A 17,714-nucleotide genomic window follows, 5' to 3' on the forward strand; every position below is an offset into this window, starting at 1 on the left:
AGAGCCCTTGCCGGCGACGACCAACCCCACCCGCGACGCCTGGCGAACACTGTCGGTCGTGAGCCTGGCGAGCGTGCTGACCGGTCTCAGCGGCAGCGCCATCAACGTCGCGCTGCCCGAGATCGCCCGGCACACCGGGGCCGGAGCCACGGCCGCGAGCTGGATCCTCCTGGGCTACCAGTTGACCACGACCGTGCTCATGGTGGTATTCGGCCGGCTGGCCGATCTGTTCGGCAGGCGCAGGATGTACCTGCTGGGGCTGGCCACGTACACGCTGGCGGCCCTGCTCGCGGGCCTGGCGCCGAACGCGTGGGTGATCGTGGTCATGCGGGCGCTGCAGGCGGTGGGCGGCGCGATGCTGCTCACCAACAGCGCCGCCCTGATCAGCGACGCCTTCCCGCGCGAGCGGCTGGGCGAGGGCATGGGCGTGTACGTGGCCTCGTTCTCGATCGCCGGGCTGGTCGGGCCGACGCTGGGCGGCGTGCTGGCCGAGAGCCTGGGCTGGCGGTGGGTGTTCTGGTTCAACGTGCCCGTCGGCCTCGTCTGCCTGCTGTGGGGCGTGCTGGTGCTGCCCAGGCCGCCCAGGGCCGAGCGGGAGGGCGGGCTCGACGGGCCGGGGAACGTCCTGGTCCTGGCCACCCTCGGGGGGCTGCTGCTGGCGCTGTCGGAGTTCACCCGGCTCGGCTGGGATCACCCGGTGGTGCTGGGCGGGCTGGCGGCGTTCGTGGCGGGGCTGCCGCTGTTCCTGCTCAGGGAGTCGCGGGCGGCGCATCCGGTCGTGGACCTGAGCCTGTTCAGGGAGCGGGCCTTCGCGTTCGGCACGCTGGCCTCCTTCCTCAACGCCGTGGCGCGCATGGGCATGGTCTTCCTGGTCGCGCTCTACTTCCAGGCCGTGCGCGGCGACGACCCCGTACAGGCGGGGCTGAAGGTGCTGCCGCTGGCCGTCGCCGCCATGATCGGCTCTGTGGGCTCGGGCTTCCTGCAGCGCCTGACGAGCGCGCGCACGCTCGCCGTGGCCGGCGCCGCGACGACCACGTGCGGGCTGGTCGTCATGCTGTCGGTGATGTCGGCCGACATGCCGTACGCGGCCGTGGCGGCGGGGCTCGTGCTCATCGGGCTCGGCTCGGGCGTGTTCCTGCCCTCCAACACCACCGCCATCCTGGACGGCCTGCCCTCCAACCGGCTCGGCATCGTCAACGCCATGCGCCTCATGCTGCAGAACACCGGCAACGTCGTCGGCACCGGCCTGGTCCTGTCGATCATCACCGCGCCGCTCCCCGCCGAGCTGCACCAGAGCGTCTTCGCCGGCACGCTCGCGCAACTCCAGGGCGGGGCGGTCGAGCAACTCGTGACCGGCTACCGCTGGGCGCTGGGCTCCATGGCCGCGATCTCGGTGCTGACCGTGCTGTCCTGCCTGGCCCGCCGCCGAGCCACCTGACCCGGCCGGGTACGGTGGCGGACGTGGTTGAAAGCACCCCGCCCGATGGCACCCCGCCCGATGGCACCCCGCCCGAACGCACCCCGCCCGAACGGCACATCTTCCCCCGCGCGGTGAGATTCGGCGACATCGACTCCCAAGGGCATGTGAACAACGTGCGCTTCCTCGACTACCTCGAGGACGCCCGCTTCGGCATGCTGAGCCTCGATCCGTACGTCGCGGGCGACGAGCCGTTCAAGGGCCTGGTCGTGACCCGGCACGAGATCGACTACCGCCGCCCGCTGGGCTTCCGCGCGCAGCCGGTGCGGGTCGAGACCTGGGTGACCGAGATCAGGGCGGTGCGTTTCACCCTGCAGTACGAGATCCGCGACGACGAGGGCCTCTACGTGACGGCCAAATCCGTCATGGCGGCCTTCGACGTCGAACGGGCCGCCCCGCGCAGGCTCACCGAGAACGAGCTGACGATCCTGAAGCGCTACGCGGCGGAATGAAACGCTGGTGGATGCTGGCGCTGGGCGTCAACGCGCACGCCGGCGTCACCCTGGGGCTGTTCGGCCTGCCCCTGGTCATGCCCGAAATATTGCGACATTTCAATGTCTCGCTGCCCGTAGGCGGCCTCATCGCCAACGCCCCGGCCATCGGGGTCATGTTCGCCCTCGTCGCCTGGGGCGCGCTCGCCGACCGGTACGGCGAGCGGCTGGTCCTGGGCGCCGGCGTGGGCCTGGCCGCCGCGTCGCTGGCCGCCACGGCATTCGCGGGGAGCACCTGGGCGGTGATCACGCTGCTGGCGCTGGCGGGCGCCGCCGGCTCGGCCGCGATGGTGGGCGGCGGGCGCATCGTGCTGCGCTGGTTCGAGCCGGCGGAGCGCGGCGTCGCCATGGGGGTGCGCCAGGTCTCCTTCACCCTCGGCATGGCCGTGGCCGCCTTCGCGCTGCCACCCATGGCGCGGTCGTCCGGGTTACCGGGCGTGCTGCTGCTCTGCTCCGGCGTGAGCCTGCTGGCCGCCGTGCTGGCCGCGCTGTTCATGGCCGAGCCGCCGCGTACGATCTCCGGGCCGGGCGCGGAGCGAGCGGGCTCGCCGTACCGGCAGCCCGCTCTGTGGCGGGTGCACGCCACCAGCGCCCTGCACGTGGTGCCCCAGGTCGTGGTCAGCACGTACGGCGTGGACTGCCTGGTCAGGACCTACGGCTGGGACGACGTGGCGGCCGGCCGGCTCTTCGGCGTGGCCGCGATCGGCGGGGCCGTGATCCGCGTCGCGGCCGGGCGCTGGTCCGACCGTGTCGGCCTGCGCATGCGGCCCCTGCTGATCCTCACCCTCGGCAACCTCGCGGTGCTGGCGCTGCTGGTCGCCGGCACGCTCACCGCCACCCGGCTCGGGGTGGCGGCGCTCGTGCTGGCCTCGGTGATGACGGTGTCGGGCAACGGGCTGGCCTACCTCGCGGCGGGCGAGCTGGCGGGGCCGGGCTGGGCGGGCAAGGTGCTCGGCACCCACAACACGGTCCAGAACACCGTCTCCCTGGCCGTCACGCCGGTGGCCGGAGCCCTGATCGTCGGCGCCGGCTACTGGGCCGGCTTCGCGGCGGGGCTGGCCTGCGCCGTGGCCTCGCTGCCCGTCATTCCCCGGCGCTGGGAGCGGTCGAGGCGCTCCTGAGCCACACCGCCGCGTCGGGTGGCAGCAGCCCGCGCTTCAGCGGCGCGCTCGACAGCAGCACCTCCTCGTGCTCCGGCAGCCGTACCGGCTCGCTGCCGCAGTTGATGGCGCAGATCAGCGGCCCGCGGGTGAAGAAAAGCGCTCCCTCGGGAGAATCCAGCCACTCCAGCGTGTAAGGAATGCTCCGCACCAGCTCACGGCGGCAGGCCAGGGCCCGCCGGTAGAACTCCAGCGTCGAGTCCGCATCACCCTCCTGCTTCTCGACGCTCAGCTCCGCGAACGACTCCGGCTGCGGCAGCCACGGCTCCACCCCGCCGGGCGAGAACCCGTGGGAGGGCGGGTCCACCGTCCACGGGATCGGCACCCGGCACCCATCGCGCCCCGGCAGCTTGCCCTTGGACTGGAAGAACACCGGGTCCTGCCTGGCCTCGTCCGGCAGGTCGGTCACCTCGGGCAGCCCCAGCTCCTCACCCTGGTAGAGGTAGGCGGAGCCGGGCAGCGCCAGCATCACCAGCAGCGCCGCCCTGGCCCGCGCCAGGCCCGTGCCGGGGTCGGCCGTGCCGTAGCGGGTGCGATGGCGTACGACGTCGTGGTTGGACAGCACCCAGGTCGCGAACGGCACCGTGGACACGGTGTCGTCGATCACCTTCCTGAACGCCGTCGGCGACCACGGCGCCTGCAGCCAGGCGAAGTTGAAGCTCTGGTGCAGCTCGTCGGGCCGCAGGTAGAGGGCGAGGTCCTCCGGGCTGTCGGTCCACACCTCGCCCACGGCCATGCGCTCGCCCGGATAGGCGTCCAGCACCCGCCGCCAGTCGCGGTAGACGCCGTGCACCTCCGGCTGCCCCCACACCGGCGAGACCGACTTGAACGACTGGTCGCCCACGTCGGGCAGCCCCTCCGCCTTGTACAGGCCCATCGCCACGTCGATGCGGAAGCCGTCGACGCCACGGTCCAGCCAGAACCGCAGGACGTCGAGGAACTCGGCGTGCACCTCGGGGTTGCGCCAGTTGAAGTCGGGCTGCCCGGGCGCGAACAGGTGCAGGTAGTACTGCCCGTCGGCCACCCGCGTCCACGCCGGCCCGCCGAAGGTGGACTGCCAGTTGTTGACGGTGTCGCGGAAGATGTACCGCTCGCGTCCCTCGCCGCGCAGCGCCGCCTGGAACCAGCGATGCTCGGAGGAGCTGTGGTTGGGCACGATGTCCACGATCACCCGCAGATCGTGCTCGTGCGCGTCGGCGACCAGCGCCTCGAAGTCGCCGAGCGAGCCGAACAGCGGATCCACGTCGCGGTAGTCGGCCACGTCGTAGCCGCCGTCGGCCATGGGGGAGCGGTAGAACGGCGTCAGCCAGATCGCGTCGACACCCAGCCGCCGCAGGTACGGCAGGCGTTCGCGCACCCCCGCCAGATCGCCGACGCCGTCTCCCGAGGCGTCGGCGAAGCTGCGGACATAGATCTCGTAGACGACTGCGTCACGCCACCAGGGGATATCCATGTGGCGTGTCATGCCCCGTTATGCGGGAGAGTTCACCAGGCTGTGGGCGGCGTAGACCAGATAGTCCCAAAGCCTGGTCTCCAGCTCGTCGGGCAGGTCGAGCGAGTCGACCGCGTCACGCATGTGCCGCAGCCAGGCGTCCCGCTCGGGCTCGCCGATCACGAACGGCATGTGCCGCATGCGCAACCGGGGATGGCCGCGCTGCTGGCTGTAGGTGTTGGGGCCGCCCCAGTACTGGATCAGGAAGCCCCGCAGCCGGTCCTCGGCGCCCGTGAGATCGGACTCCGGATAGAGCGGCCGCAGGGTCGGGTCTTCCGCGACCCCCTCGTAGAAGCGGTGCACGAGGCGGCGGAAGGTCTCCTCGCCTCCGACGGCGTCGTAAAAGGAGGTCTCTGTCACGTTTCCTAGCTTAGGCCGTGGCAACCATGGGGATGCCCGCGGTATCGAGTGCCGACTTGACCCTGAGCCTCAGCTCGCGTGCCACCTCCGCCTGCGCGGAGGGCAGCGTCTTGGCCGTGATGCGGAACACCAGCGAGCTGTCGGAGAGCTGCTCCACCCCGAACACCCGCGGCTCCTCCACGATCTTGGACTCGCGCAGCTCCGGGTCGGCCCAGACCTCCTCGGCGACGTGCTCCAGCAGCACCCGCACGGCGACCACGTCGGCGTCGTAGGCCACCGGCACGTCCATGAACGCGCGCGACCAGCCCTGCGACTCGTTGCCGACCCGGGTGATCGTGCCGTTGCGGACGTACCAGACGCGGCCGTCCACGTCGCGCAGCCTCGTGACGCGCAGGGTGACAGCCTCGACCGTGCCGACCGCGGGGCCCGCGTCGATCACGTCGCCCACTCCGTACTGGTCCTCCAGCAGCATGAACATGCCCGCGATGAAGTCCTTCACCAGCTCCTGCGCGCCGAAGCCGATGGCCACGCCGAGAATGCCGACGCTGGTCAGCAGCGGTGCGATGGGGATCGTCAGCCTGTCGAGCACCGTCAGCACCGCGGTGCCGAGGATGACGACGGAGGCGACGTGCTTGAGCACCGACCCCATCGTCTCGGCCCGCTGCTTGCGCCGCTCGTGCAGCAGCGCGTCGATGCCGTCGGTCGCCGCGCCCTTGCGGAACCGGCTGGTAAGGGATCCACCCGTGGCCGCCCGGTTGACCACCCGCGTGATGACCCGGTGCGCGACGTTGCGGAGCACGAACGCGAACACGATGATCAGAAAGACGACGACCAGCATGGCTGCCAGTGGTGCCCAGGCCGCGTTGTTGAACACCCCGGCGATCGTCGAGCACACCGGGTCGTTTTGGCAGGTCACGGCCACTTGTGAGGTCACCTTGTCAATATCGGGCAGCACCGATGGAGTCGTCGGCGGTGGCGACGGCGTCACCAGCAGTAACACTATGGTGGATCCCCCTCCGGAAGCGGTTCGGTCAGGAAAATGGACCGTTTCGATCCAAAAATACCGCTGACCGAACCGCCCGCCGTCACATCACGCCGGGGAAGACGGGGTTGCCCGCTCTCTGGGCCGCGGAGGGAGAGAGCGGACGCTCCGATGACGGACGGCTCGGAACGGGGCACGCACCCGGAAGCGTGTCCCGTGCCGGTTCCGGGAGGGATCCCCCGAACACCCGCCCGGCTGACCCGGGCGGGCGGCTTGTGGGCGCGGCGCGCGGCGCCGCGCGTCTGGGCCGGAACCGGCGGAGTGACCAGGGCTCCGACGAGCGGATAACCCTCCGCACCGGCCACTCCGCCGGCTCCCATGGGCCGCCGTGGGCTGCGGTGAGCCGTGGTGGCTGCGCTCCACCCGGTTCACCGGGTCGTCACTCCCCCACGACGGCGAGCACGCGGGCGACCTTCGTCGCGGCGCCGGCCGGGTCGTCGGCCGTGTGCATCCGCTCGCCCCAGGACCAGCAGTACCACCAGTCGCGGATGTCGGAGACGGCTGCCGACCGGCAGGTGACGTTCTCGGACAGGCTCGTCGCGCTCGGGTTGATGACCCGTACGAACGTCCGTCCGCTCTGGGTCCGGACCACTCGTGCGAGCAACCCGCGGGCGTCCAGTTCTGCCACGAGACGCTCCAGGTGCTCGAAGTTGTCGTCCCCCACCGTTCGTTCCTCCCTCGGGAATCGTTGCTGGTGGGCCAAAGATGGCCCAAGTCAAGGGTTCGCGCAACGAGGGGATTCGCTCACGGGGAGTCGCTTCTCCTTCGTGGGGTGTAAGGAATAGTCCCGGGGAGGATGTTCCTTAACCGTAGGTTGCTCAAGGGCGTTCCAATCATCTCGGCATTGCTTCATAGTCATGGGTAGGCGCAGGGCAACTTGAGGGCTACGCTGAGTCACCAGTTGCGGACCGGTCGAGACATGCGTGAGAGGGGCCGGGATGTCCGGCAGACAGCACCGAGAGACGGAGATCGCCCGGCGGATCAGGGCCAAGGGCCTGGCCGCCGGGCGCACGTCGGCTCAGATAGCTGATGAGATTCACGAAGCGTGCGCGGCTCACTTCAGCACGAGCCGCATCAAGGCGCATCGGCTGGCCTACGGCATCGCACTGGCCGACGTCATCGAGCAGGTCAGAGCCCTGTTCGAGCGTGACAGCAAGGCGATGCCCGGCATCGGCGAAACGCTCCTGTCGGCGTACGAGAGCGGGCTCAAGCGGCCCGGGCCCGAGTACCTGCACTACCTGTGCACCGTCTACCGGGTCGAGCCCGTGTCGCTCGGCTACGACTCGCCCTGCATCTGCGGCCACGGCCACCGGATGCCGGGGGTGCTCGCCGCGATCGAGTCCAAGGAACGGGCGCAGCGGCCCGCGGAGCGCGAGCGCGAGCTGGTGATCCAGCCGGTGGAGACGGAGCCGGAGGACGAGGAGAACGAGAACATCCTCCGGCGCACCCTTTTAAACTCACTCCAGGCCGACGCCAACCTCGCCGATCTGGAGGGCCCCGTGCTCGGGGCGTGCGAGGGCATCAGGCGCAGGATGGACGAGACGCTGGTCTCGGCCTCCGTGTCCGCCGCGATGCTCGACCAGTGGGAGGAGTCGACGATCAGCTTTGGCCGCCAGTACACCACGGCGGCCCCGCTGCGGCTGCTGTGCGACGTGCTGCTGGAGCTGAGCGCCGTGCGCACGGCGATGTCCCGGCGTCAGCCCATCGACCTGCAGGAGCGCCTGTGCAGGATGGCCGCCCAGCTCGCCGGGCTGGCCGGCATGATCATGATCAACCTGGGTGATCACCGGCTGGCACGGTCGTTCTTCCGTACGGGCCGCACCGCCGCCGACGAGACCGGCGACCGGGCGCTGCGCGCGTGGATCGCGGCGCGCGAGTCGCTCGTGCCCCTCTACTTCGGCGACGCCCGCGAGGCGCTCACCCTGGCCAAGAAGAGCCGCGACATGGCCGGCTCCACGCCGTGCGCCGCCCAGGCCATGGCGCCGGTCGTCGAGGCCAGGGCGCTGGCCATGATGTCGAACGGCGAGACCAAGAAGGAGATCGTCGACCAGGCCAAGCGGGCGCTGGCGCGGGCCAGGAACGCCTTCGCGCACATGCGCCCCGAGGACCAGGAGGACGTGGCGTTCGGCTACACCGAGAAGCAGCTCTACTTCTACCAGGGTGACGTGCTCACCAAGCTGGGCCAGACGATCGAGGCCGAGGTCGTGCTCGACCAGGCGCTGGAGAAGTACGAGGACCACATCCTCGACCAGACGCTGATCAGGCTCGACCAGGCCCAGTGCCGGCTGATCGACGGAGACGTCCAGGAGGCGGTGTCCATCGCCACGCGGGCGCTGAACATGGTCAGCGACGAGTACCTGACCGACCTCATCATGCGGCCCGCGGTGCAGCTCGAACGGGCGATCCTCGCCCGGGACGCGAGCGCTCCAGGACTGGACCGATTCTCGGCCGCCCTCCGGCGGTCCAAACAGCCCGAGATGAAAGGGGGCGATGGATGACACTGACCATCAGACGGTATCGGTGGTCGGATCTCGACACCATCCTCGCACTCCACCGGATCTGCCTCGCGGAGGTGGGCCTGGTACCCGGTGACGGCGTCTACTACGACGACGACTTCCCCCGCATCCAGGAGATCTACCTGGCCTGCGGCGGCGACTTCCTCGTCGGCGAGACCGGCTCGCGGGTCGTGGCCATGGGCGGGCTGAGACCCGTCGACACCGGCACGGCGGAGATCTGCCGGTTAAGAGTGCATCCCGAGTTCCAGCGGCGCGGCTACGGCGCGGCCATGCTCATCGCGCTCGAACGGCGTGCGGTGGAGCTCGGGTTCCACAGCGTCAGAGGAGACACGACACTCAACCAGGAAGCCGCGCTGGCGCTGTACGAACGCCAGGGCTGGCGCGAGCTGTCAAGGGAGCAGGTGGGCGGCCTGACGGTCGTCTACGGCGAGAAACGCCTGCTGCCGCCGGCGGTCCTGGAGTTCTAGACCGCGGATCGGCCCCACCCTTCCCCCTCCTGGGGCCGCCACTTCCGTCGTCCCCGGTGACCTTCCCGGGGCCCGCTCGGCGTGACGTCGTCGCCGAGCCTTCGCCGTCACGATAGGTGACACTTCCCGGGCCGCTGAACCCGACATCTTTCGCCTAATTCCCCATGAGCGATATGTCGGAGACGTCGTAAAGCGGCTTCCCCGGATAAGGATGTACGAACCCGCGGGTGAGGCTCTTACCACCCAGGTGTAAGCAAGCATCACCGGCTGCTCCCTGTACATCTAAGGCTGCGAATAGTAGTGCCATGCTTTTCCTATGGCAGTCGTGGCCGCTCCCCGCCCCCTTCTGGGAGCCGTGCTTCTGTTGTTCGTCAGCGCCGCTTGGGGGTCGGCCTTCCCGCTGATGAAAGATCTCATCCACCGGTTACCAGTGGAGGACCTGCTCGCCGAGCGTTACCTGCTGGCCGCGCTGACGCTGTTCCTCATCAAGCCCGGCTGCCTGCGGGGGCTGTCGCGCGACACGTGGCTGAACGGGGCCCTGCTCGGTGTGATGTTCGGGGTGGGGCAGGTGGGCCAGGCCATGGCGCTCGGCAGCCTGCCGTCCGCGGTGTCCGGGTTCGCCGTCGGGTGCAGCGTGGTGATCACGCCGATCCTGTCGCTGGTGCTGTTCAAGGACCCGGTGCGGCGGCGCGTCTGGGCCGGGGTCGCCCTCGCGGTGGCGGGCATGGCCGTCTTCACGCTGGTGCGCGGGGTGGAGGATCGCGGCATCTCGATGCTCGCGCTCGGCGTCACGCTCACCGCCGCCGCGCTCTACTCCGGCCACACCCTGCTGCTCGGGCGGCTGTCCGAACGGCCCACCGGCTTTCCCGCGTACGCGCTGACCGTGATCCAGCTCTTCACCATCGGGGTGCTCACGGGTGGCTTCGCCGTACGCGACGGGATCTCCGTGCCGGTCGGGCCGTCCGACTGGACGATCCTGCTGCACCTGTCGGTGATCTCGTGCGCGCTGGGCTTTCTGGCACGTTCCCACGCGCAGGCGCACCTGCCGGCGGTGCCCAGCCAGATCCTCATGTCGACCCAGCCGCTCTGGGTGGCGGCGATCGCGGTGATCTGGTTCCACGAGCAGATGGGCTGGAGCATGGTCGTGGGCGGGCTGCTGATGGGCGGTGCGACGCTGCTCGCGCTGCCCAGCAGGAGCGAGGCCAGGGGTAAGGAACGCCGCCGGTTGCTGTTCGTCGCCCGCCGGGCGGCCAAGGTGCTCGAAAGCCACCGGATCAAACGCGAGGACCCGCTGCGCCTCCAGCGCGGCGTGGCGCCGTACATCGCCAAGAGCGCCTGCGCGGACTCGGCCTCCTGTCCCTGGCAGACCCGGTCGCTCAAGGGAGGGGCGGAGCCGAGCCTGGAGCGGTTGATCGAGCGGGCAACCCACATCGTGCGGGCGAAGAACCTGCCCGGGCCCGGCTGCTGCCAGTCGGTCACGCTGCTGGGCAGGTGCCTGTGCGACTTGATGGAGGAATCCGAGCAGGTACATACCACACGATTGCAGCGTTGGTTTCGGTCCTAATAGGTTAGATGTGCCCCACAAAAGGCAAGTGCATTTTATCCATTAGCCTCCCACTTATTCGCGATAAACCTTGATATTCGGTGGGGTGACCCAATAATGGGTGTTCAACCCCAAGTGGAGAGGTACGTCATGAAGCGCATCGTCGTCCGCAAGCCTGGAACCGCGAGGCTGGCAGGGACCTCCAGCGTCATTCACAAGGGGTGACTGAGGAGAGGTCCCACCTCAGGGTCCAGGGCGAACCACCCGCCCGATGGGGGGCCGTGCGGCTGCTGACGCCGTTGATCGACGCGCATCGCCGGCCGCACGGCCCCTACTCCTTCGCCGCGGAGCTGCTACGCAGGCTGGTGCCGACGGTGCTGCGGCGTTCCCCTGAGCTGGTGGCCGCTCACGACATCGAGATCCTGGCGGCCGCCCCCGGGCTGGCCGGGACCGTACGGGCCGGGCGGGTGACCATCGACATGGAGCTGCCCGACGAGGAGCGCATCCTCGTGCCCGCGCCCCGCCGTACGTTGCGGCTGGCCAACGGGATCGCGGAGTTCGTCCGCGACGCCGTACGGCCTGGGCGGGCGATCGCGGTGTGCAACGCCGGCGCGGCCGACCCGACGGACATCGAGCTGCTGGACGTCATGATGCGCCGGATCCCGCCCGGCACTCTGACGATCATGACGTACTCCGGGGGCCCCGAGCCCCCGCCCGACACCCGTGACGCCGACGAGCTCTGGGCCGTCGTGGACCGCTGCACCCGCGAGGGCTTCCTGCACGCCGTGGCGGAGCTGGGGGAGCTCGGCATGGCCGCCACGCCCCCGGGCGAGCCGAGCTGGTGGCACTTCGCCCAGCGCACCGCGACCGCGCTCGGCGGCCTGGGGCGTACCGGCGAGGCCCGCGCCGTCTGGGACCGGGTGCGCCTGGTCAGCCAGGATCCGGCGATGCACGCCGCCGCCGCGTACGGCACCGCCATGCTCGACGCCCGCCACCCCGACCCCGCCCAGCGCGACCTGACCAGGGCCAGGGCCTGGATCAACGAGGCCATCGCGATCTCCACCATCCTGCCCGACCCCGCCGAGCGGGCCTTCAAGCTCGGCTTCGACCGCAACGGCCTGGCGCTGATCGAGTTACGGCAGGGCCGGCCGGACGCCGCGCTGGCGCTGGTGGAGTCAGCCATCGAGCTGGCGCGCGAGCTGGGGGAGCGCCACCGGCCGCACCGGATGGTGCTGCTGGCCAACCGGGCCCAGCTCCTGGCCGGGCTGGGCAGGACCAAGGAGGCGCTGGAGGACTACGGGGCGGCGATCGCGATCGATCCCGGCTTTCCCGACCAGTACCTGGAACGTGGCAATCTGCTGTTCAAGCTCGGCCGCCACGAGGAGGCCATGGCGGACTTCGAGCAGGCCATGCGGGCCGGGCCGCCGCTGCCCGAGGCGTACTACAACCGGGCGGAGCTGCACGCCGTGCGGGGGGACGCCGGGGCGGCGCTGGAGGACCTGGGGCGGGTGATCGAGCTCGACCCCGGTTACCTGGACGCCTACATCAACCGTGCCGGGCTGCTGGCCGGGTACGAGCGGGACGAGGAGGCCAGGGCCGACGTCGAGACCGGGCTCCGGCTGGCGCCGGAGAACCCGTACCTGCTGACGGTGCTCGGCCAGCTCGAGACGGCGGCGGGCCGGTACGCCGAGGCCGAGGTGGCGCTGGCGCGGGCGCTGGAACGGGCGCCGGACCTGGTGTCGGCCTGGGCCAGCCGGGGCGCGCTCCGGTACGCGACCGGCGACCTGGAGGGCGCGGTCGGCGACCTGACGCACGCCATCGCGCTCCACCCCCAGCCCGACCTGTACGCCAACCGTGCGATCGCCCTGCGGGCCCTGGGCCGTCGCGCCGAGGCGGAGGCGGACGACCATCGGGCGGCGGGCGCGGCTGATGGGACCATTGGCGTATGAGGGGGCGAACAGGACGAGCGGCCGCGGTGTGCGCCGCTCTCGGCGTGCTGTGGTGGGCCACTGTGCGGCTGGCCTGGGCCGGGGTCGGCTGCGAGGACTGGGGCTGCCTGGTGCCGGCCGTCGGCGTCGTCGTGGTGATCAGCCTGGCGCTGCTCGCCGGATCCGCGCTCGCGCTGGAGCGGGTCGCCGTCCGGCCGGGGCGGCGGGTGGCGCTGACGGCGGCCGGGATGCTGGTGGTGTTCCGGCTGGCGGGGGAGTCGCTGCCCTCCTGGACGTCGTCGCTCGCGGACGCGGCCGTGGCCGGGGCGGTGTTCGCGGGGGCGGGGGCGTTGGCGGCGTTCGTGACGGAGGCCGGGGCGTCCAGGCGGAGGCGGGTGTGGACCGCGCTCGCCGTGGCGGCACTGCTGCCGGTCGCGCTCGTCACCTCCCTCACCAGACACGGCCTCTGACCGAGGTCTCACCGGGAGCGGCCTCTGACCGAGGTCTCGCCAGGCGCGGCCGCTGAGCGAGGTCTCGCCGGGCTCGGGCCTCCAGGTGCCTCCCTCTCTGCGCCCGCGCTTGCGGGCCGCTCCCTTGACAGCGGAGACGCGGCGGCGGAGTGTTCCATATACGGAACGCTTCTCGGAGGTGTTTGTCATGCGACCCAACATCCGCTTCGCGCACGTCCAGCCGTTCGACATCGACAGGGTCGCCGCGGCGGCCGGAGCCGACCCGGACGTGCTGCGCATGGAGAACCTCGACACCGACGTGCCGCCCCCGCCCGTGGCCGTCGAGGCCACCAGGCGCTCGCTTGAGGAGGGCACGGGCAACAGCTGGCTGCCGTTCACCGGCCTGCCCGAGCTGTGCGCGGCGGTGGCCGCCGACCTGCGGGCCCGCACCGGGCACGACTACGACCCGGTGCGCCAGATCGCCATCACCTCCGGCGGCACGTCGGCCGTGATGCCCGTGCTGCTGGCCACCACGGAGCCCGGGGACCCGGTGGTGCTCACCGACCCCACGTACGCGGGGCTGCTCCAGCGCGTACGGCTGTCGGGCGCCCGTCCCCATCTCGTGCCGCTGCGCGTGGACGGCGGGCACTGGCGGCTGGACCGCGAGGCGCTGGCCGGGGTGAGCGGCGCCGCGGCCCTGCTGCTGATGAGCCCGTCGATGCCGTCGGGCGTCGTCCTCGACCGGGAGGACTGGGCGCAGGTCGCCCAGGTGTGCGAGCGCACCGGCGCGTACCTGATCTACGACGCCGCCATGGAGCGCATCGTCTTCGACGGCCATCCGCGGATCAACCCGTGCCAGGTCGGCGGCCTGGCCGAGCGCACGATCATCATCGGCTCGATGTCCAAGGAGTACCGCATGATCGGCTGGCGGATCGGCTGGGTCGCCGGCCCCGCGGACATCATGTCCCGCGTCATGGTGGCGACCATCTACAACACCACCGTGGCCAGCGGCTTCCACCAGCTCGGCGCCGCGGCCGCGCTCAGGGACCCGTCGGGCGTGGCGGAGGCGGTGGCCGAGTACCAGGCCCGCCACGAGACGGTGGCCGCCCAGCTCGACGGCCTGCCGCTGGTACGGGCAGGCGGTGGCTGGTCGTGCCTGGTGGACGCCGAGGCCATGGGGCTGACGGCCGGCGCCCTGTCGGCCCGCCTGCTCGAACGCGGCCGCGTCGCCGCCACCCCCATGACGGCGTGGGGCGAGACGGTGGCGGCGCGGTTCGTCCGCCTCGTGTTCAGCAACGAGCCGGTCGAGCGCCTGGCCGGGCTGCGCGCCAGGTTCGAGGCCGCGCTGGCCTGAATATCCTGTACCGCATGGGCACACGCGGCAGGCAGGCCGAGGCGGCACGCAACGATCTGCGGCTGCTGCGCGCGGCGCACGAGGTCTTCACCACGCAGGGCTTCGACGCGCCCGTGTCTGCCATCGCCAAGCAGGCGGGCATCGGCATGGGCAGCCTCTACCGCCGCTACCGCACCAAGGAGGAGCTGTTCCAGCGCCTGTGCCTGATCGCCATGGAGCGGGTGGTGGAGGCGGCGGAGGCGGGGCTGGCGGAGCCCGATCCGTGGGAGGGCCTGGCGCTCTACGTACGCACCTGCGTGGCCAACAGGGCCGGCGCGCTGGCGCCGGTCGCGGGCACGATCGAGGTCACCGACGAGATGTGGCGCACCTCGCGCCGCGCGGACGAGGCGGCCGAGCGGCTGGTCACCCGCGCGCACGAGGCCGGCGTGCTCAGGGACGACGTCACCATGCTGGACATCTCGCTGCTCATGGAGCAGTTCAGCCGCCCGGCGGCGGGGCCGCCCCGCCCGGAGCACGAGCACGTCAAGCAGCGCCTGCTGGCCATCGCCCTCGACGGCCTGCGCCCGCCCGGCCGGACGGAGCTGCCGGGCGAGGCGCCCGCCATGGAGTGGTACGAACGGCGCTGGGGAACCCCTCCGTAGGTCTACGGTGGGGTGCGTGGGCTTCAACGAGCTGCTCGACGACCTTGATCACAGTGCCACCGCCCAGGCAGCGGGCATCAGACGCGGCTATGGCGGGCCGCCCGCGCGCGCGGTGAGCTTCACCGCCGGCATGACCCGGCTGCGCTGCGCCTCCGTGCTCAAGCCCCTGTACGCGTGGGTGAGCGCGGCCCGCATCCCCGACGCCGACCGGTGGCGCCGCCACGCGGAGCCCGCCGTCGTGATCTCCTCCAACTCCGACACGCTCAGCCTGTGGCTCGCGGTCGGCCCCCGCGTCATCCTCGACGACCTGCGCGACCGTACGGGCGTGGCCTGGGGGTTGCCGAACGGCGACCCGTCCAGGTTCGGCTCCGTCGAGGTCACGGCCAGCGAGGTGAGCGCCGCCTACGCCGTGCTCGCCCAGTCGGCCGTCGCGGGCGACCCGGTGGCCGGCACCGTGCTGGAGTGGATGGGGCAGGTGGCCGAGCCGCAGGCGTTCGGCGCGCGCGAGGCGCTGGGCTGGCCGGAGTCCGCGGTCAAGTGCGGCTGGTACGGCGCGCCCGATGAGACCGTCCTGCGTACGCACGCCGTGGCCGTCCAGCCGCGCGGCGGCACGAGGGTGAACGTGATCGTCGCGATGACCGCGCTGCCCTACACCGACCCGCACGAGCGCGACGTCTACCGCGAGAGGGTCGGCAAGGGCCTGCCCGTGGAGGCGGAGCACGAGAAGGTGTCCGGCACGCTGCTACGCGGTCTGATGACGACGACCCAGGAGGAGCTGGGCTCGTGAGGCGGGCGCGGAGAGGTAGCGATCTCGTGGACGGGCGTGGAGACGTGGCAGGCTCGTGAAGCGAGCGCGGAGGGAAAGGGCGGGCTCGTGAGGATGACCGTGCTGGGCGGGTGCGGGGCGTGGCCGGGAGCCGGTCAGGCGTGCAGCGGTTACGTCGTCGAGGACGAGGGCTTCCGGGTGCTCATCGACCCCGGGTACGCCACCCTGCCCAGGCTGCTGGCACTCATGGGCGCCGCCGACGTGGACGCGGTCCTGGTCACCCACGGCCACCCCGACCACTGCTCCGACCTCAACCCGCTGCTGCGGGCCCGCGCGCTGGCCGACGAGCCGGCCCCGCCGCTGCCCGTCCACGCCCCGCCGGGCGCGCTCGACGCGGTCATGGCGCTGGACAGGCCGCGCATGCTGGCCGCCGCCCTGACGATCCACGACCTGCGGCCCGGCCGGCCGTGCGAGCTCGGCCCGTTCCGCCTGGACGTCTTCGACCTGCCCCACCACGTGCCGAACGCCGGGCTGCGGCTGACGTCCGCGGCCGGCCGGGTGATCGCCTACACCGGCGACACCGGTCCGTCCACCGAGCTGGTCTCCCTGGCCAAGGACGCGGACCTGCTGCTGGCCGAGGCGACCTACCCGGAGCGCGTCCCGGAGGAGGACGCCCCCTACCTCTCCAGCGCCCGCGACGCCGGCCGCACCGCGGCGTCGGCGGGAGCGGCCCGCCTGCTGCTCACGCACCTGTGGCCCGACACCCCCGCCGAGCCCGTACTCGCCGCCGCTGCCGCGTCCTACCCGGGCACCCTGTCCGTCGCCACGGCGGGCCTCACCGTGGATCTCACCTGAGCCGCCGCGGTCGTCACCGCAAGCCTCGCATGGGCCGCCGCGGTGTCACCGTGGATCTCGCGTGAGCCGCTCGACGACCTTGGCCAGCTCGGGCGGCTCGACGCCCTCCGGCAGCTCCTCGGCCCACACGTAACCGCGGAACGCCCCGCGCTCCTCCTCCGTCAGCGCCCCGGGAACCACCTCCGGCCGCTCCCCGGCGAACCTCGCCAGGTAGAACAGCTCCCGCTTCAGGAACCGCGTCCCCAGCCACCGGAAGTCCCGATCGACCTCGACGTGGCGATCCAGCACCGCCGCGCCGGGCAGCCCCGTCTCCTCGCCCAGCTCCCGCCTGGCGGCCTCCAAGGGGGTCTCACCGGGCTCCAGCCTGCCGCCCGGCGGCTCCCAGACCTCCGCGTCGTCGACCGAGTCGTACCAGTGCATCAGCAGCACCCGCCCGTCGCGGTCGAGGCAGACCACGCGCGCGGCGGGACGGTCGTCCATGTCAGTCACGTTCGCAGACGCTACCCGGGACGGACGGCACGGGGACGCCCGGGGGCCTCAGCGCTTCATCGCCCCGTCGGCGATGGCGTCGGCCGCCTCGCCGATGGCCACGCCCACGATCTCCAGCCGCCGCACCAGCTCCCTCTCCTTCAACGCGTCCGCGGTGATCTCCCCGGAGAAGATGCGGGAGATCTCGTACTGGTACATCCGCCGGATGGCCCCGCCCGCCTTCTTCGCCTCCAGCGCGTCGTGGGAGACCGCCGACGGCCGCGAGGCCAGGCTGCGCACGGCCTCCTCCAGCGCCTCGATGCCCACGATGACCTGGTCGAGCATCGGGGTGAAGCGGATCTGGTCCGGCACCCGGTACAGGTGGGACTCGCGGACGAAGTCCCGCAACGAGTCGAGCACGTCGTCGATCGAGCGCGACAGCCGGAACAGGTCCTCCCGGTCGATCGGCGTGACCAGGGCGGTCTTGAGCTCGTCGATGAGCCGGGCGCGCTCCTCGTCGCCCAGGTGCTCGATCGAGCGCATCTGCTCGTGCGCCCCCGTCCTGCCGACCTCTCCGCCGATCATGGCCATGGCCAGCCACGCTCCTTCCTTGGTGGCCTTGAGCTGCCCGAGCAGCGCTTCCGTGAGCGCGCCGTCCATGCGCCCGGACATGAGATCCCTGATCCGCCGCAGCCGCTTCACGCC

18 protein-coding genes are annotated in these 17,714 nt (G+C 71.5%); 12 read left to right on the plus strand and 6 right to left on the minus strand.

Annotated elements, in window-relative coordinates:
• Positions 1-7 precede the first annotated feature (7 nt).
• The 3 genes from HD593_RS11395 to HD593_RS11405 are packed head-to-tail and all read left to right on the plus strand — an operon-like array spanning position 8 to position 3,089.
• A complete protein-coding gene (locus HD593_RS11395; protein WP_185102140.1) occupies positions 8-1,438 on the plus strand; it encodes an MFS transporter in 1,431 nt (476 codons plus the stop codon).
• 23 nt (positions 1,439-1,461) lie between these two features.
• Entirely contained in the window at positions 1,462-1,929 is a 468-nt protein-coding gene (locus tag HD593_RS11400; RefSeq protein WP_312903432.1) for an acyl-CoA thioesterase, read from the plus strand.
• Positions 1,926-3,089, plus strand: coding sequence for an MFS transporter (locus HD593_RS11405; protein WP_185102141.1), 1,164 nt, complete (start codon positions 1,926-1,928; stop codon positions 3,087-3,089). Before HD593_RS11400 ends, HD593_RS11405 begins: the two co-directional genes overlap by 4 nt.
• Here HD593_RS11405 and HD593_RS11410 read toward each other — a convergent pair.
• From HD593_RS11410 to HD593_RS11425, 4 genes are all read right to left on the minus strand, one after another.
• Positions 3,052-4,581 (minus strand): glycoside hydrolase family 13 protein, encoded by a 1,530-nt coding sequence (locus tag HD593_RS11410; protein ID WP_185102142.1) that lies wholly within the window; start codon positions 4,579-4,581, stop codon positions 3,052-3,054. The genes HD593_RS11405 and HD593_RS11410 overlap by 38 nt on opposite strands.
• Before the next feature lie 18 nt (positions 4,582-4,599).
• Complete coding sequence (locus HD593_RS11415) at positions 4,600-4,980, minus strand: globin (RefSeq protein ID WP_185102143.1); 381 nt, start codon at positions 4,978-4,980, stop codon at positions 4,600-4,602.
• Positions 4,981-4,990: 10 nt separating this feature from the next.
• Positions 4,991-5,914 (minus strand): mechanosensitive ion channel family protein, encoded by a 924-nt coding sequence (locus tag HD593_RS11420; RefSeq protein ID WP_312903433.1) that lies wholly within the window; start codon positions 5,912-5,914, stop codon positions 4,991-4,993.
• 487 nt (positions 5,915-6,401) lie between these two features.
• Entirely contained in the window at positions 6,402-6,686 is a 285-nt protein-coding gene (locus HD593_RS11425) for a hypothetical protein (RefSeq protein ID WP_185102145.1), read from the minus strand.
• A 274-nt stretch (positions 6,687-6,960) separates the two neighbouring features.
• Between HD593_RS11425 and HD593_RS11430 the strand changes: the two genes are divergently transcribed.
• The 9 genes from HD593_RS11430 (at position 6,961) to HD593_RS11470 (ending at position 16,541) form a co-directional block, all read left to right on the plus strand.
• The gene (locus tag HD593_RS11430) at positions 6,961-8,520 is read left to right on the plus strand and encodes an NsdA family TPR-like regulatory protein (protein WP_185102146.1); all 1,560 of its coding nucleotides are present in this window, start codon (positions 6,961-6,963) and stop codon (positions 8,518-8,520) included.
• Complete coding sequence (locus HD593_RS11435) at positions 8,517-9,005, plus strand: GNAT family N-acetyltransferase (RefSeq protein ID WP_185102147.1); 489 nt, start codon at positions 8,517-8,519, stop codon at positions 9,003-9,005. The genes HD593_RS11430 and HD593_RS11435 overlap by 4 nt, the downstream gene beginning before the upstream one ends.
• Positions 9,006-9,321: 316 nt before the next feature.
• Entirely contained in the window at positions 9,322-10,569 is a 1,248-nt protein-coding gene (locus tag HD593_RS11440) for a DMT family transporter (RefSeq protein WP_281402452.1), read from the plus strand.
• 200 nt (positions 10,570-10,769) lie between these two features.
• Positions 10,770-12,497, plus strand: coding sequence for a tetratricopeptide repeat protein (locus HD593_RS11445; RefSeq protein ID WP_312903434.1), 1,728 nt, complete (start codon positions 10,770-10,772; stop codon positions 12,495-12,497).
• Positions 12,494-12,946, plus strand: a complete 453-nt coding sequence (locus HD593_RS11450; RefSeq protein ID WP_185102149.1) for a hypothetical protein — start codon at positions 12,494-12,496, stop codon at positions 12,944-12,946. Before HD593_RS11445 ends, HD593_RS11450 begins: the two co-directional genes overlap by 4 nt.
• Before the next feature lie 187 nt (positions 12,947-13,133).
• Complete coding sequence (locus HD593_RS11455) at positions 13,134-14,279, plus strand: pyridoxal phosphate-dependent aminotransferase (RefSeq protein WP_185102150.1); 1,146 nt, start codon at positions 13,134-13,136, stop codon at positions 14,277-14,279.
• A 14-nt stretch (positions 14,280-14,293) separates the two neighbouring features.
• Positions 14,294-14,920 (plus strand): TetR/AcrR family transcriptional regulator, encoded by a 627-nt coding sequence (locus HD593_RS11460; protein ID WP_221524730.1) that lies wholly within the window; start codon positions 14,294-14,296, stop codon positions 14,918-14,920.
• Between the two features lie 16 nt (positions 14,921-14,936).
• Positions 14,937-15,707: a hypothetical protein gene (locus HD593_RS11465; RefSeq protein ID WP_185102151.1), complete on the plus strand. Its 771-nt coding sequence runs from the start codon at positions 14,937-14,939 to the stop codon at positions 15,705-15,707.
• A 93-nt stretch (positions 15,708-15,800) separates the two neighbouring features.
• A complete protein-coding gene (locus HD593_RS11470) occupies positions 15,801-16,541 on the plus strand; it encodes an MBL fold metallo-hydrolase (protein WP_221525746.1) in 741 nt (246 codons plus the stop codon).
• A 45-nt stretch (positions 16,542-16,586) separates the two neighbouring features.
• Here HD593_RS11470 and HD593_RS11475 read toward each other — a convergent pair whose 3' ends face one another.
• Both HD593_RS11475 and HD593_RS11480 read right to left on the minus strand, forming a co-directional pair.
• Positions 16,587-17,021, minus strand: coding sequence for an NUDIX domain-containing protein (locus tag HD593_RS11475; RefSeq protein ID WP_185111786.1), 435 nt, complete (start codon positions 17,019-17,021; stop codon positions 16,587-16,589).
• A gap of 57 nt (positions 17,022-17,078) precedes the next feature.
• Positions 17,079-17,711 carry a DUF47 domain-containing protein gene (locus HD593_RS11480; protein ID WP_185102153.1) on the minus strand — a complete coding sequence of 211 codons (633 nt, stop codon included), beginning with the start codon at positions 17,709-17,711 and terminating at the stop codon, positions 17,079-17,081.
• Positions 17,712-17,714 lie beyond the last annotated feature (3 nt).

Origin of the sequence: Nonomuraea rubra, assembly GCF_014207985.1 — a bacterium.
Taxonomy (GTDB): Bacteria; Actinomycetota; Actinomycetes; order Streptosporangiales; family Streptosporangiaceae; genus Nonomuraea; species Nonomuraea rubra.

Bases quoted from the DNA above. Each gene is read 5' to 3' on its own strand.
- HD593_RS11470 (WP_221525746.1), top strand. From the start codon at position 15,801: ATGACCGTGCTGGGCGGGTGCGGGGCGTGGCCGGGAGCCGGTCAGGCG.
- HD593_RS11455 (WP_185102150.1), top strand. From the start codon at position 13,134: ATGCGACCCAACATCCGCTTCGCGCACGTCCAGCCGTTCGACATCGAC.
- HD593_RS11440 (WP_281402452.1), top strand. From the start codon at position 9,322: ATGGCAGTCGTGGCCGCTCCCCGCCCCCTTCTGGGAGCCGTGCTTCTG.
- HD593_RS11450 (WP_185102149.1), top strand. From the start codon at position 12,494: ATGAGGGGGCGAACAGGACGAGCGGCCGCGGTGTGCGCCGCTCTCGGC.
- HD593_RS11435 (WP_185102147.1), top strand. From the start codon at position 8,517: ATGACACTGACCATCAGACGGTATCGGTGGTCGGATCTCGACACCATC.
- HD593_RS11475 (WP_185111786.1), bottom strand. From the start codon at position 17,021: ATGGACGACCGTCCCGCCGCGCGCGTGGTCTGCCTCGACCGCGACGGG.
- HD593_RS11410 (WP_185102142.1), bottom strand. From the start codon at position 4,581: ATGGATATCCCCTGGTGGCGTGACGCAGTCGTCTACGAGATCTATGTC.
- HD593_RS11405 (WP_185102141.1), top strand. From the start codon at position 1,926: ATGAAACGCTGGTGGATGCTGGCGCTGGGCGTCAACGCGCACGCCGGC.
- HD593_RS11460 (WP_221524730.1), top strand. From the start codon at position 14,294: ATGGGCACACGCGGCAGGCAGGCCGAGGCGGCACGCAACGATCTGCGG.
- HD593_RS11430 (WP_185102146.1), top strand. From the start codon at position 6,961: ATGTCCGGCAGACAGCACCGAGAGACGGAGATCGCCCGGCGGATCAGG.